Below are 13,121 nucleotides of genomic sequence, written 5' to 3'. Positions count from 1 at the left end.
GATAAAAGAAAGGCCGTGCAGCTTTCGCCGACGGCCCGCGCCCCCAATCCCCGGGGCTTGAAAGATGTGCACTTAAACCACCCCTCGTAGAGGGATGTCCGGACTTTCCCCGAAGCCGGCCGGCCGCGCAATCGAAACCATTTATTAACCTTAATCGCGCGGTGGCACGAAACTCGCTCCTCTCACCTCAGACGCCCCGTCAGCCCCGGAATCCGATCCGGAACGGGACAGAACTGATTGGATGACGTGCATGCAGACCAAGGCCGCGACAACACTCTACGATTACTGGACGCGCCAGCGCGGCCGGCAGGCCTTGCCCCTGCGCAGCGCAATCGAACCGGCCGATATCGCCGGCATCCTGCCCGACGTCTTCATCCTGGAGCATGCCGAGGCGCAGGCCCCGCTGTTCCGGCTTGCGGGAACGCGCATCTGCGCGCAGTTCGCCCGCGAACTGAAAGGCACCGGCTTCGACCGGCTCTTCGCGCCGGACCTGCGCGACCGCGTCGCCCGGATCGCCGAGAATGTCATGGCCCAGACCGCTCCCGCCATCCTGCGCATCCAGCTCGTCGACGGTGCGCTGGAGACAACGCAGGCCGAGATCGTTCTGCTGCCGCTCGCCACCCAGGGCAGGACGGCCGACCGGATCATCGGCGCCTTCGCGCCCCTGCCCGGCCAGCGCCAGCCGCTTTCGGCCTTTCGCTACGCGACGATCGATACGCTCACGGTCATCGAACCCGACCGCACAGACACGCTCGCCGCCCCGCGCCCGTCGATTCCCGTGCCGACATCGATCATGACGATGCGGCCAGCCGGGATCGGCCAGGCGATGAGCCGCGTCATGCATCTGCGCATCTTCGAAGGCGGGCGCAAGACAGAGTGATGAAGGGCTGCGCGGGCAATACAACCTGAGACGCCCATAAGTTGTCGAAACACCTAACGAATACGAGATTTCCGGGGCGCGGCAAACCTTCTGTTAACCCAGAAAGATTAAACGTTGGAAAGAGATAGGATCATCAGGCACCCGCGCTCATGTACTCTTTCCAACAGGCATCGCCTGCCGCCCGGCAGCCCCAGAGCGACCAGCGCAACTTCCAGCGCGTCTCGGTCAACCTGTCCGGCCGGCTGATGACCGCCAATCACGACGAGTATGAATGCACGGTGCTCGACATGTCGCCGGGCGACGCGCATTTTACATGCGCGGCACGACCGCGCATGGGCGAGCGCATCATCGCCTATATCGATCATCTCGGCCGCATCGAAGGCAATGTCGCACTGCTCAACGACAGCGGCTTTGCCATCCAGCTGACCGCAACCGACAGGAAGCGCGAGAAACTGGCGGCACAGCTGACCTGGATCGCCAACAAGCACGAGCTCGGCCTGCCGGAAGACCGGCGCCATGATCGCCTGACGCCACGCAACACCCGCACGGAACTGACCCTCGACGATGGCCGGCGCTACCCCTGCCGGATCATCGACCTGTCGCTGTCGGGCGCTGCGGTGGATATCGAAGTGCGCCCTGCCCTCGGCACGCCGGTGCAGCTCGGCAGCATGAAGGGCCGTGTGGTCCGTCACTTCCAGGAGGGCGTCGCCATCGAGTTTTCCTCGGTGCAATCGAAGGAAGCGCTCACGTCGTTCCTGTAGCATTCCGCGACACCACACGACATAGACTGTACGAAAAAGGGCCCATCGGGCCCTTTTCTGTTTCAGAACGATGCACCTCTTCACAAGAAAAAACGCAAAAAAATTTTGGGCGGATGTCGGCGCAAAGTGCAAGTCGACGCCGCGCACCACGGCCGCGAGTGAAAATCCGGCGGCCGAAGCCTGGCATGAAGTGACCCATCGGATGGCGTAATGACCGGCTTGCCGAACCATTTCCGTTGAAAACAGCCCGGAAAATTCGAATGAAATCAGATAATTATTGCGGAATAGCCGGAAGCCGGCGAGCGCCGGATTCGTTACAATTTTAATCAAATTCGCCTCAAATACAGATAAAACAAAGCTCAAATTTTGTTTTCATTTTATACTTATGCAATCTTGATTTGAACTAACTTATACTTCGAGTTTTCGCGCAAGATCAAAACATGCCTGTCATTGTGACCCCATCAAACGGGGACGACACAATGACAAGAACACTCAAGACAGGGACATTTGCATTCCTCTTCTCGCTGGCCGCTGCGCAGGTCGCACTGGCCTTGCCGGCCAACATTCCGCTGGCCGGCGCCACCAACCAGCCGATCGGCCATTACGAGTTCTGCAAGCAGTACAGCAATGAATGCGGCCCGACCGGCAGGGACGCCGGCCCGCTGAAGCTGACGCCGGAGAACTGGAAGACGATCCTCAACGTCAACTACACGGCCAACACCGAATTCGTGCCGATGACCGACATGGAGATCTATGGTGTCGAAGAGCGGTGGGCCTATCCTGAAGCTGCGGCGGATTGCGAAGACTATGTGCTGATCAAGCGCAAGCGCCTGATGGAAGCCGGCATCGCGCCCTCCAACCTGCTCATCACCGTCGTTCTCCAGCCAAACGGCGAAGGCCATGCGGTACTGACCGTGCGTACCGACCGCGGCGACTTCGTGCTCGACAACATGCGCAACAAGGTCATGCTCTGGTCCGAAACCGAATACCGCTTCCTCAAGCGCCAGTCGTCGGTCCATGCCGGCAAGTGGGTCAAGCTGCAGGACGGCCGCGCCGAGGCTGTCGGTAGCGTCAAGTAACGCCGCCGGCGCCGGAAACGGCACGGCATGATAACAAGCTTGGCAATTCTGCCGGGCGCAGGAAAGGGCCCGGTCCGTCCCCCAATCCCCGTCACGACCATGGCCCTGCGGCCGGTTCCGTTGTCCCCGGAACCGGCCGCTTTCTTTTCACGACCAGAGTAAACGCCATCAACCAAAAATTAACCCTGTTCGCAGACGCTCCCGGAAGGTTCGACCCGATGAATCGCGAGGGAAAGATGGCTGCGGCAACGACCGGCGAGGAAACGCATGCGCCGCTGATTTCCAATCGCCTGCTGACGCGCCTTACCATCGGCGTTGCAGCGCTTGCGGCACTGACGGTCGCGATCAGCCTGGGCGGTCGCCTGATGGGCGAACGCATCGCACTGGCTGGCCACACCGAAAACACCGAAGTCCTTGATATCATCGTCGGCCAAGACCACGTTCGCCTGCCCGCGAACACCATCCGCTTCGAGGAACAGCGCAGGATCGGCCGCGCCGAGCGGATAGACCTTTACCTGACCTGGCCGGAAATGGCCGGTTATTCGAATACTGAGCGGCTTCGTTTCAACGATGCCAGCCGGCCGGAAGGTCTGGTCTTCCTCAACCTGTCGCAAAGCACGATGTCGAAGGACATGTCGGGGCGGCTCGGCCCGATCTACAGCCAGCTTTTCGATGAGCGCGCGGAGCCAGGCCCCGCCGGCCTCCTGCTGCGCCGCCTCAAGGGCGATTCCGCCTACGGCGACGAGGTTTTCTTTACAGGCACCCTGCCCGACGGCGCGGACTACGCGGTGCGCTGCATGATGCCGACGGACGAAAAGCAGTCGACCAGCGCCGATTGCCAGCGCGATATCCACATCGGCCGCGATCTTTCTGTGCTTTATCGCTTCTCGAGCAGACTTTTGCCGCAGTGGCAGGCCATCGAGGCCCGCATGCGCGATTATCTCGGCCGCGCCCTCGTCGAGGACGGTCGCGTCACCACCACCGCCAAAGCCCGATAAAAAAGTACAGGCATCAGCAACCAATGATTCATCATAAACCGATTGGTAACGCTGTGCCGCTACTGTGCCGGGATCAGTCGTCCGGAAACCTCCCATCCGGGCCACATGTGCAATCCGAGAATGAAGAGTAGCCTAGTGTCCCCTACCGTGTTCCTCGATTTTCTGCCTCGCTCTGTCCAGGCAATTGCCAATGCGGCGAAAAGTCTGGTGATGGTCGGAATAGTCGCCGCCACTGCGACCGTCGCTACGCCCGCTCAGGCCAATCCGAAATATGCCGGCATCGTCATCGACGCCAAGACGGGCAAGGTGCTCTACAGCGACAGCGCGGACGAACTGCGCTTTCCCGCGTCTCTCACCAAGATGATGACGCTGTACCTGACCTTCGAAGCCCTCGAAGCCGGCAAGATCAAGCTTAACACCCGCGTTCCGTTCTCCAAGAACGCCGCAAGCGAGCCGCCGACCAAGCTCGGCGTCGGCGTCGGCAACTCCATCACGGTCGAACAGGCCATGCTCGGCCTCATCACCCGCTCCGCCAACGATGCCTCCACGGCACTGGCCGAGATGCTGGGCGGTTCGGAAGAGCGCTTCGCACGCATGATGACACAGAAGGCTCGCGCGCTCGGCATGACGCGGACCGTCTACCGCAATGCCAACGGCCTTCCGAATTCGGCGCAGGTGACCACCGCCCGCGACCAGGCACGCCTCGGCATCGCACTGCGTCAGCACTTCCCGCAGTATTACGACTATTTCTCGGTCCGCAGCTTTCGCTTCGGAAAGCAGACCATCAATGGCCATAACCGCCTGCTCGGCAGCGTGCGTGGCGTCGACGGCATCAAGACCGGCTATACCCGCGCTTCCGGCTACAACCTCGTCACGTCCGCTCAGGCCGACGGCCGCAGCGTCGTCGGCGTGGTGATCGGTGGCCGTTCGGGCGCTGCCCGCGACCAGCAGATGCGTAAGCTCATCGCCACCTACATGCCGCAGGCCTCCCGTCGCGGCAATGGCGAGCTGATCGCCCAGACCAAGGCCGCGCCGACACTGACCGCGGAAGTGGCCTCCACCGCTGCAACGGCGTCCGTCGCGGGTGGCCTGGATCTGCCGGAAAACGGCCCCGTGCCGTCATACCGCTACCAGGAAAGCCGCATCGAGACGGCCTATGCCGCCACGACGGAGAGCAGTGCTGAAGTCGTCGGAAAGCGCGCACTGGCTGCCACGTTGAAGGTCCAGCGCGACGCCGTGTTGCCGCCTGAAGACCTGACCGAACAGGGCGGCGGCGTCGACCAGCTGACGACCTCGGCCGTCGCCAAGGCGACGCAGGCGCTGCCCGCAGGCTGGGTCATCCAGATCGGCGCCACGCCGGACCAGGACCAGGCCCAGAAGCTTCTGGCGAAGGCCAAGGACCAGGGCGGTCGCGCACTCTCTGCTGCAACCCCGTTCACGGTGGCCGTCAACAGCGGCAGCGCACAGCTCTACCGCGCACGCTTCGGCGGCTTCGACAATCAGGACCGTGCGGCAGCCGCCTGCAAGGCCTTGAAAAGGAAGGGCTTCGCCTGCTGGGCAAGCCAACAGTAACGAACAGGGGCCGCATCCCCGCGATGCGACCCACGAATAAAGCATTCATGCCGCACCAGCCCCGGACAGGTATTGCGTACCGGTGGCTGCGGATGAAGGCAGGTCGAAGCCGCGTACCGGCCCGGCCATCCTCGATAGGTATTGCGTACGAGGCAGATCATGGCGATGAACGAAAACCTCTTCGATGTCCCCTCCGCAGCGCGTGACGGAAAGCGCCGGCCGCTGAAGGGCACGCTCCACCCGCTGCACGAGGCAGCGATGCGGATCGCGGATATCGGGCTCGGCCGTTCCCGCAACAAGACGAAGGACCTGGTCGGGATGCTGCTGGCGCATGGTGCGCGGGCCTGGCGCTCCGGCCAGCCCTCCGCCGGCATCCACCTGCATGTCGGCGTCAACGAGCGACGTCATCCGGTGCGCCTGCGGCTTCGCTGATCCTTGGCGTCCCACCCCTCGGTCCACCCTAGAGGCGGGCCGAAATCTCCGTGCAGACTATGCCTGCCATTCCCCTTCCCTTCGTCATCGCGCTTCTGCTTGCCGTTCTTCTGATGCGGCTCGTGCTCACGCGCGAAACGGGGTTGCGCCCGGCCATCGGCTTCGTGACGGCCTGCATGATCGTCGCCGTCGCGGTCGGTCTGCGATGGACAGTGGACCTGCCGGTCGTGCGCTTCCTCCAGCCGGTTCTCGCCGCGATGCCGCCGCCGATCGCCTGGCTTTGCTTCACGCGAAGCCGGTCCCCGCTTCGCGCGGCCCGGTGGCGGCATTTCCTGCCGGTCGCAGTCGTCTTCGCGCTCTCCGCGGGCTGGCGCGTCTGGCAGTCGCCTCTCGATCTCGTTCTTGCCGGTCTCTATGTCGGCTATGGCATCGCGCTGCTTCGGCTTGCGCGCAGCGGACCGGATGGCTTTGCCGCAACGCGGCTGAGCGACGCGCCCGCAGCACGGATGGCGACGCTCGCCGCCGGTGCCATGCTGATCGTATCCGCAGTCGTGGACCTTTCGATCGCGGTCGACTTCGGCCTCTTCAGCGGCGGCCACGCCGCAGCCATCGTCACCATTGGCAACATCCTTCTGCTGCCGGTTCTGGCTTACGCCGTCGCGGTGATCGGCGGCAGCGTGCCTGGCGAAGACGCCCCCGAAGCCGCAGGGGCCGAACCGGCCAGGGCGGCGAACGAGGACGACGGGCGCATCGTCGCGGCGGTCGACCGGGTAGTGCGCGAGAGGATGCTGTTTCGCGATCCCGACCTCACCCTCATCAGGCTCGCACGGCGCGCGGGCATCCCCGCACGCCAGATTTCCAGCGCCGTCAACCGGCAACAGGGATGCAACGTTTCGCAGTTCATCAATGTCTACCGGCTCGAAGAGGCCAGGCGGCTTCTGGCGGAGACGGACATGCCCGTCACCTCGGTCATGTTTGAGGCCGGTTTCCAGACGAAGTCCAACTTCAATCGCGAATTCCTGAAAGCTACCGGCCTCACGCCGTCGGATTATCGCCGCTCCGTCACGGCAGGGCCTTCCCGAGAAAACTGACGACGCGGTCCGTCACCTCGCTGTGGATTTCCGCCCGCGTTCTTTTTCCGTGATCCTCGCAGACGATACCGTCTCCCGGCGTGTCGGCTTCAATCGGCGCCGCAGCACCCGGCTTGCAGATCTGCAGGAAACTGAAATGCATGGCGTCGGGAATGAGAACATAGTCGCTGCTGGCCTTGGGCAGGCCACGGGCCAGTGTGCCCGATTCAAGATCGGCCGGCATGTCACCGATATCGATGCCCGCGGCAATGACGAGGACGGGAGAATGAAGCGCCGCAAGACTTTCCGGCGTGAAGCTGCGTGCGAGGCCGAGATCGAGGGACACGACAGCGCTGATGCGCGGATCGTGAAGATCGCCTTCGATCCGGTCACGCTCCGCACTCGTTGGATCAAGGCCAAGCTCACCCGAGAGTTCGCAGGCGCGCGGGCTCGTGTTCACCTTGCAGTCTGCGGCGAAGCGTTCCGTATCGACACGAGCGCCGGCAAGCGCCATCACCGTCCAGCCACCCAGCGAATGACCGATGGCTGCGATGCGCCCGGTATCGATGCCGGCACCGACCTCCCTGTCGGCCACCAGCGCGTCGATAAGACGGCTGAGATCGTGCGGACGCTCGGAAAGCCGCGCAGCCTGCGCGGAGCTATGATCGAAGGTCGTGGTGCCGGGATGGTCTACCGCGGCGACGACGTAGCCGCGCGCAGCCAGTTCGCCCGCGAGCCAGCCGAGATTGCGCCAGTTTCCGCGATAACCGTGCGACAGCACGACCAGAGGATGGCGCTTGCCGTCCAGTGCAGCATTACGAACGGCCGACGTGCCGAGAAAGACGACATTTTCGCCGACAGATTCTCCCTTCCCGTCATCGTTGGTCGGATACCAGAGCACGGCGGAAAGTGGTCGGTCGGTGCCGGGCACCGCGATCTCACGGAAGCCGGTCGCGCCGGCATGAGAGGCTGTCGTCGCGGCCGAAAACAATGCGGCCGTCAAAAGAAGCGTCTTGAGCATGATATCCTCGTTGTTGAACGGGATCGTCATGCCGCAACGCGCCGGCTGCCGAGACCTGAAACGCGATCGAGGACGTGCGGTTCGGCGATTTCAGAGGAGGCCGAGTTCGGCGAGTTCGCGCCGCAGCTCCATCGGCAGGTCGGCGGTGCCTTCGCCCATGTTCCCGAGATCGCGCGGGGCGTCTTCGGCGGTCAGGTAGCGCCAGCCCTGAAAGGCGCGGCGCGGCTGAAACTCGGTCTCGATCACTTCGGAACCCAGCACCAGCTCACAGCGCGAGATACCGTCGACATCGGTGAAGGTCTTGATGTCGAGGAGGCGCTGGCGCGCCTGGACCTGTCCCTTGATGACCCAGTAGAGCGAGCCGCCGTCGAGCAGCTCCTGGTCCCGCTTTGGGATCATGCGGGTTATGTGGCTGGAATGAGCCTCCATGCCCGCCGCCATCGCGATCAGCGAGCGTTCGGACACCCATTCGCGCAGGTCGTCGATCGTATCGGCACCGACACAGAGTTTTATGAGATGAAGCGCCATGATGTCTTGAACGCCCTTGCGGCGGCCGGGTCAAGGGGCCGCCGTGTCGCATTCCACAGGCAAAGGTGGAGGCTCAGCACTCCACGACATTGACGGCAAGACCGCCGGTCGAGGTTTCCTTGTACTTCTCGTTCATGTCGACGCCGGTCTGGCGCATCGTCTCGATACAGGCGTCGAGCGGCACGAAATGCGTACCGTCGCCCTTGATGGCGAGCGATGCGGCCGTCACGGCCTTGACAGCACCAAGCGCGTTGCGCTCGATGCACGGCACCTGCACAAGGCCGCCAATCGGATCGCAGGTCATGCCCAGATGATGCTCGAGCGCGATCTCCGCGGCATTCTCGACCTGCTCGGGCGTGCCGCCCATGACGGCGGCGAGGCCTGCGGCGGCCATGGCGGACGCGGAGCCCACCTCGCCCTGACAGCCGACTTCGGCGCCCGAGATCGAGGCATTGTGCTTGATGATGCCGCCGATGGCGGCGGCCGTCAGCAGATAATCGCGAATGCCGTCCTGATCGGCATCCTCATGGAAATGCAGGTAATAGCGGATGGTGGCTGGCACGACGCCGGCAGCACCGTTCGTCGGCGAGGTGACGACGCGGCCGCCGGCGGCGTTCTCCTCGTTGACGGCCATGGCGTAGACGGACAGCCAGTCATTGGCCAGAAGCGGGTTCACCTTGTTGGAGCGCCACTCCTCCTGCAGCTTGTCATGGATCGAGCGCGCGCGACGGCGGACCTTGAGCCCGCCCGGCATGATACCCTCGTTCTTCAAGCCGCGGTCGATGCAGTTCTTCATCGCCTCCCAGATGCGGTCGAGGCCGGCATTCAGCTCCTCGCGCGACATCGCGGTTTCCTCGTTCGCGCGTTTCATCTGCGCGATCGTCATGTTGGCGCGTTCAGCCATTTCGAGCATTTGCTTTGCGGACGCGAAGGGGAACGGCACCTTCCTGTCGCTGGAGCGCGCCTTGCTGGCGCGCATCTGCTCCAGTTCCGTATCCGTCACGACGAAGCCGCCGCCAACGGAATAATAGACCCGCTTGAGAAGCAGCCGGTCGTCGCGGTCATAGGCTGAAAAGGTCATGCCGTTGGCGTGGCCCGGTAGCGGGTTCTTCTTGTCGAAGACCAGGTCGGTCTTCGGCTGGAAAGCGTAACCGGGATGGCCGGGCGGAGTCACGCGGCCGGTGCGCTCGACCTCTTCCACGATGGCATCCATACGGTCGGGATCGACCGTGTCAGGCTTTTCGCCCATCAGCCCCAGAATGACCGCGCGGTCAGAACCGTGGCCGACGCCGGTATAGGCGAGCGAGCCGTGCAGGCTCATGCGGACAGCCGCGACCTGCGCGCCGGACGGGCGCGGCCAGTCGCTGGAGAGAAGCAGATCCAGAAAACGGTTCGCCGCGGACATCGGCCCCATCGTGTGGGAGCTCGACGGACCGATACCGATCTTGAAGACATCAAAAACCGAAAGGAACATTCCCGGACTTCTCCTTGCCGCGGCAGGCTATGCTGTGACCGCCGAAGCTACGTTATCACGCGTTGCGTTCATGGCGATCGCCCGACATTGGGTTTTACGGGTGCGACATGCCCCAAAACAAAAGCAGCGCGTCTTGGAAGAGCGCGCTGCTTTATATAGGGGCTGTGGCCCGGTCTTTTCAGATGCCGCCAAACAGATGGGCGATGACCAGAATGATGCCAAAACCGAGAACTGCACGGACGGTGATGCCCCAGCAGGACTTCTGAACGGTACTTTCCATGATTTCCCCAAGTGGAAGATGTCGAGCGGCAGCCGTCATCGGCGCCGACGGGGTGCTTTTTAATGAAGATTTGATGAAGACGCAATCGGCAAAGATGGCCAAAGCAAGGCGCGATGAGCATAAGAGACCCGCGCCAGACGCATGACCTGTCGCAAAATCAGACGCTTGAGTGCGACGGGGCACATTATGCATCCGCCTCAATCCCGCCCCAGGTCTGAACGGCGCAAACGCGGCTTTCGCAGCCGCTTGCAAAATGCAAAAACCGTGGCACAACGCTTTAACATGAACACCCCGGATCTCGTCGCCCTCGCCATCTTCATCGTCCTGTGGATCGGGTATTCCTCGATCACCGACCGAAAGCGTCTGTTCAACCGCGTAAGCCTCACCCGCGCGATGAGTTCGCAGCGTGCGCGCTGGATCCGCAACGCCATGCAGCGCGACCTGCGCATGATCGATACGCAGATCATGGCGGGGCTTCAGAACGGCACGGCCTTCTTCGCGTCGACGTCGCTGCTGGCGCTCGGCAGCTGCTTTGCGTTGCTCGGTGCCACCGAACAGGTCTTTGCGATCTTCAACGACCTGCCTGGCGTGTTCCGCGCCAGCCGGGCCGGCTTCGAGATGAAGGTCGGCGGGCTCGCCGTGATCTTCGGTTACGCCTTCTTCAAATTCGGCTGGTCCTACCGGCTGTTCAACTACTGCACCATCCTCCTGGGCGCCATTCCGATGAGCGGCGAGATCCACAAGGATCCGGCCGGCGCCGATCTCGCCGCCGACCGCGTCATCCGCATGAACATCCTCGCGGCCAAGCACTTCAACATGGGGCTTCGGGCGATTTTTCTGTCAATCGGATATCTCGGCTGGTTCGTCAGCCCCTACCTCTTCATCGCGACGACCATCGGCATCATCATCGTGCTCGTGCGCCGGCAGTTCTATTCGGAAGCCCGCCTGGCTGTCCTTGAAAGTCTCGACTGAGGCTTTGTCATCTCCCGATTTGCCACCTTTCGGCCATCCGCCCGGCGCAAGCTTGGCGTGACATTCTATAATGGATCCATGCAATGCGGCGACCCCGACCCATGACGACGACGGTGATTGACGGAGATGCGCAGGAAACAGGCACGGCAAGCCGGCCGCTGCCGCGCATACCACTAATCGACCAGGCGCGCGGCGTCGCGCTGATCGCCATGGCGATCTACCATTTCACCTGGGACCTCGGCTATTTCGGCTATATCGACGCGGAAACGGCAACGACGGGCGGCTGGCGCATCTTCGCGCGCCTCATTGCCGGTAGCTTCCTCTTCCTGGTCGGCTTCAGCCTGGTACTTGGCCACGCCCGAGGGTTCCGGCCGAGGCCGTATTTCATCCGCCTTGGCAAAATCGCCCTTGCCGCAGCCGCCATCAGCGTGGCGACGTGGTTCGCCTTCCCGGACACCTTCATCTTCTTCGGTATCCTGCACGCCATCGTGGCAGCGAGCCTGATCGGCCTTGTCTTCGTGCGGCTGCCGGTCGTCGTGACGCTGCTGGCGGCGGCGGCCGCCGTGGTCGCACCGCTTTACCTGCGCGCGCCGCTGTTCGACCATCCCGCGCTATGGTGGGTCGGGCTCTCGATCGATATTCCGCGCTCGAACGACTATGTGCCGCTCCTGCCATGGATCGCGCCCGTGCTGCTCGGCATCGCGCTCGCCAGACTGTTCGTTGCAAGCGCGCTTCCCGCGCGTCTTGCCGGTTTCGGCCACACCACAAAACGCTGGTGGAAAACCCTTCTGGAGCAGGCCGGCCGCCACAGTCTCGCCATCTACCTTGTGCATCAGCCCCTGCTGATCGCGCTCGTCTATGGTGCCTTTCTCGTCATTCCGCCTGTTGCGGCGAATCCGATGGAAGCGTATACCAAGAGTTGCACGAAAACCTGCGAAAGCGAGCGCAGCCCCGGCTTCTGCCAGAGCTTCTGCAGCTGCACGCTGGACAGTCTTGTAAATGAGAACCTGTTCGCCGACCTCAACCGGGGCGCGATCAACGTGGCGACGGACGAGCGGATCACCCGCATGTCATCGCAGTGCACGGCGGCTGCAGAGGCGACGACCGACCTGAAGGAGTAGGATCATGAATGCCTATCGCATGAAACCGCTCGCCTTTCCCTGGCCGCCCTTCATCTATGGCGCGGCCATTGCGGCAGCCTTCCTGCTTCAGGCCTATTTCCCGCTGTCGGTGGCGGAAACCAATATCTGGATCGCGCGGGCGGCCGGCGGCGTGCTGATCGCCACGGCAGTCATTCTCGATGTCTGGGCGATGCGCACGCTGGTCGACTGCCACACGACGATCCTGCCGAACCGCTGCTCCACCCACCTCGTGACGTCAGGCCCCTATCGATTCACCCGCAATCCGATCTATCTCGGCTATACGCTGGCGACGGCCGGCATCGGTCTTGCGATGCTCAATCCCTGGTGCATCATGACGGCCATGGCCGCCGCGGCCCTGACCAGCCTCGTCGCCATCAAGCGCGAGGAACTGCACCTGCTCTCCCGCTTCGGCGTGGATTTCGAGCGCTACTGCCACCATACGACGCGCTGGATCTGAGCCGCGCGGTAAGCCGGCGACCGGTTTATAATCGTCGTCGTGAAGGCAAAGATTACGTGCCTACGCCGATCTCGGCGAGGCGCGTGAGACAGGCTTCCTCGACATTGTCGAGTTCGGCCAGTGTTTCCTCGATGTCGCGCCGCTTCTGGCGCAGCTCTTCCCGCTTTTCGCTGACCTTCGTCATCAGCAACTCGAGCTGCCCGATCTCGCCCGGCGGATCCTTGTAGACGCGAATGATGTCGCGGATTTCGGCGATCGTGAAGCCGATGCGCCGGCCGCGCAGGATTTCCTGAATGAGGCGGCGGTCAGCGGGGCGGAAAAGACGGGTCCGACCACGACGCTCGGGATTGATCAGCCCCTCGTCCTCGTAGAAGCGCAAGGTCCGGGTGGAGACGCCGAATTCACGCGTCAACTCGGTTATGGTATAGTATTTGTCCACGCCTGCTCCGATCCTC

14 protein-coding genes are annotated in these 13,121 nt (G+C 63.0%); 10 read left to right on the top strand and 4 right to left on the bottom strand.

Going from position 1 to position 13,121, the window contains the following annotated elements; all coding sequences use genetic code 11:
* Positions 1-250 precede the first annotated feature (250 nt).
* The 7 genes from MNR02_RS08060 to MNR02_RS08030 all read left to right on the top strand — a co-directional run bounded on the left by MNR02_RS08060 (position 251) and on the right by MNR02_RS08030 (position 6,813).
* Complete coding sequence (locus MNR02_RS08060; RefSeq protein WP_241948750.1) at positions 251-880, top strand: PAS domain-containing protein; 630 nt, start codon at positions 251-253, stop codon at positions 878-880.
* Between the two features lie 149 nt (positions 881-1,029).
* Complete coding sequence (locus MNR02_RS08055; RefSeq protein WP_241948749.1) at positions 1,030-1,641, top strand: PilZ domain-containing protein; 612 nt, start codon at positions 1,030-1,032, stop codon at positions 1,639-1,641.
* Positions 1,642-2,120: 479 nt separating this feature from the next.
* Entirely contained in the window at positions 2,121-2,720 is a 600-nt protein-coding gene (locus MNR02_RS08050) for a transglutaminase-like cysteine peptidase (RefSeq protein WP_241599190.1), read from the top strand.
* Positions 2,721-2,956: 236 nt separating this feature from the next.
* Positions 2,957-3,718, top strand: a complete 762-nt coding sequence (locus MNR02_RS08045) for a hypothetical protein (RefSeq protein WP_241948748.1) — start codon at positions 2,957-2,959, stop codon at positions 3,716-3,718.
* A 105-nt stretch (positions 3,719-3,823) separates the two neighbouring features.
* Positions 3,824-5,290: a D-alanyl-D-alanine carboxypeptidase gene (locus MNR02_RS08040; protein ID WP_241948747.1), complete on the top strand. Its 1,467-nt coding sequence runs from the start codon at positions 3,824-3,826 to the stop codon at positions 5,288-5,290.
* Positions 5,291-5,449: 159 nt separating this feature from the next.
* Positions 5,450-5,722 carry a hypothetical protein gene (locus MNR02_RS08035; RefSeq protein WP_134650758.1) on the top strand — a complete coding sequence of 91 codons (273 nt, stop codon included), beginning with the start codon at positions 5,450-5,452 and terminating at the stop codon, positions 5,720-5,722.
* A 59-nt stretch (positions 5,723-5,781) separates the two neighbouring features.
* Positions 5,782-6,813: an AraC family transcriptional regulator gene (locus tag MNR02_RS08030; protein ID WP_241948843.1), complete on the top strand. Its 1,032-nt coding sequence runs from the start codon at positions 5,782-5,784 to the stop codon at positions 6,811-6,813.
* On the opposite strand, the gene MNR02_RS08025 is transcribed toward MNR02_RS08030, so the two are convergent.
* The 3 genes from MNR02_RS08025 to MNR02_RS08015 all read right to left on the bottom strand — a co-directional run bounded on the left by MNR02_RS08025 (position 6,785) and on the right by MNR02_RS08015 (position 9,815).
* Positions 6,785-7,843: an alpha/beta fold hydrolase gene (locus MNR02_RS08025; protein ID WP_241948746.1), complete on the bottom strand. Its 1,059-nt coding sequence runs from the start codon at positions 7,841-7,843 to the stop codon at positions 6,785-6,787. The genes MNR02_RS08030 and MNR02_RS08025 overlap by 29 nt on opposite strands.
* Before the next feature lie 60 nt (positions 7,844-7,903).
* Positions 7,904-8,341: a DUF1489 family protein gene (locus MNR02_RS08020; RefSeq protein ID WP_241948745.1), complete on the bottom strand. Its 438-nt coding sequence runs from the start codon at positions 8,339-8,341 to the stop codon at positions 7,904-7,906.
* A 73-nt stretch (positions 8,342-8,414) separates the two neighbouring features.
* The gene (locus tag MNR02_RS08015) at positions 8,415-9,815 is read right to left on the bottom strand and encodes an L-serine ammonia-lyase (RefSeq protein WP_241948744.1); all 1,401 of its coding nucleotides are present in this window, start codon (positions 9,813-9,815) and stop codon (positions 8,415-8,417) included.
* A 562-nt stretch (positions 9,816-10,377) separates the two neighbouring features.
* Between MNR02_RS08015 and MNR02_RS08010 the strand changes: the two genes are divergently transcribed.
* From MNR02_RS08010 to MNR02_RS08000, 3 genes are all read left to right on the top strand, one after another.
* Positions 10,378-11,067, top strand: a complete 690-nt coding sequence (locus MNR02_RS08010) for a DUF599 domain-containing protein (RefSeq protein WP_241948743.1) — start codon at positions 10,378-10,380, stop codon at positions 11,065-11,067.
* Positions 11,068-11,168: 101 nt separating this feature from the next.
* Positions 11,169-12,188, top strand: coding sequence for a heparan-alpha-glucosaminide N-acetyltransferase (locus tag MNR02_RS08005; RefSeq protein ID WP_241948742.1), 1,020 nt, complete (start codon positions 11,169-11,171; stop codon positions 12,186-12,188).
* A gap of 4 nt (positions 12,189-12,192) precedes the next feature.
* A complete protein-coding gene (locus MNR02_RS08000) occupies positions 12,193-12,666 on the top strand; it encodes an isoprenylcysteine carboxylmethyltransferase family protein (RefSeq protein ID WP_241948741.1) in 474 nt (157 codons plus the stop codon).
* A gap of 52 nt (positions 12,667-12,718) precedes the next feature.
* Here the strand turns inward: MNR02_RS08000 and MNR02_RS07995 are convergent, their stop codons facing one another.
* Entirely contained in the window at positions 12,719-13,105 is a 387-nt protein-coding gene (locus MNR02_RS07995; protein WP_134650764.1) for a MerR family DNA-binding transcriptional regulator, read from the bottom strand.
* Positions 13,106-13,121: the final 16 nt, after the last annotated feature.

The sequence above is a fragment of the Shinella sp. H4-D48 genome (assembly GCF_022637395.1).
Lineage (GTDB): Bacteria > Pseudomonadota > Alphaproteobacteria > Rhizobiales > Rhizobiaceae > Shinella > Shinella sedimenti.
Note: the sequence above shows the minus strand (reverse complement) of the source record. Positions and strands in the feature narration are given on the sequence as shown.

What these genes read in the sequence shown, in the direction of transcription:
- MNR02_RS08060 (WP_241948750.1), top strand. Translation starts at nt 251, where the DNA reads ATGCAGACCAAGGCCGCGACAACACTCTACGATTACTGGACGCGCCAG.
- MNR02_RS08055 (WP_241948749.1), top strand. Translation starts at nt 1,030, where the DNA reads ATGTACTCTTTCCAACAGGCATCGCCTGCCGCCCGGCAGCCCCAGAGC.
- MNR02_RS08050 (WP_241599190.1), top strand. Translation starts at nt 2,121, where the DNA reads ATGACAAGAACACTCAAGACAGGGACATTTGCATTCCTCTTCTCGCTG.
- MNR02_RS08045 (WP_241948748.1), top strand. Translation starts at nt 2,957, where the DNA reads ATGGCTGCGGCAACGACCGGCGAGGAAACGCATGCGCCGCTGATTTCC.
- MNR02_RS08040 (WP_241948747.1), top strand. Translation starts at nt 3,824, where the DNA reads ATGTGCAATCCGAGAATGAAGAGTAGCCTAGTGTCCCCTACCGTGTTC.
- MNR02_RS08035 (WP_134650758.1), top strand. Translation starts at nt 5,450, where the DNA reads ATGGCGATGAACGAAAACCTCTTCGATGTCCCCTCCGCAGCGCGTGAC.
- MNR02_RS08030 (WP_241948843.1), top strand. Translation starts at nt 5,782, where the DNA reads ATGCCTGCCATTCCCCTTCCCTTCGTCATCGCGCTTCTGCTTGCCGTT.
- MNR02_RS08025 (WP_241948746.1), bottom strand. Translation starts at nt 7,843, where the DNA reads ATGACGATCCCGTTCAACAACGAGGATATCATGCTCAAGACGCTTCTT.
- MNR02_RS08020 (WP_241948745.1), bottom strand. Translation starts at nt 8,341, where the DNA reads ATGGCGCTTCATCTCATAAAACTCTGTGTCGGTGCCGATACGATCGAC.
- MNR02_RS08015 (WP_241948744.1), bottom strand. Translation starts at nt 9,815, where the DNA reads ATGTTCCTTTCGGTTTTTGATGTCTTCAAGATCGGTATCGGTCCGTCG.
- MNR02_RS08010 (WP_241948743.1), top strand. Translation starts at nt 10,378, where the DNA reads ATGAACACCCCGGATCTCGTCGCCCTCGCCATCTTCATCGTCCTGTGG.
- MNR02_RS08005 (WP_241948742.1), top strand. Translation starts at nt 11,169, where the DNA reads ATGACGACGACGGTGATTGACGGAGATGCGCAGGAAACAGGCACGGCA.
- MNR02_RS08000 (WP_241948741.1), top strand. Translation starts at nt 12,193, where the DNA reads ATGAATGCCTATCGCATGAAACCGCTCGCCTTTCCCTGGCCGCCCTTC.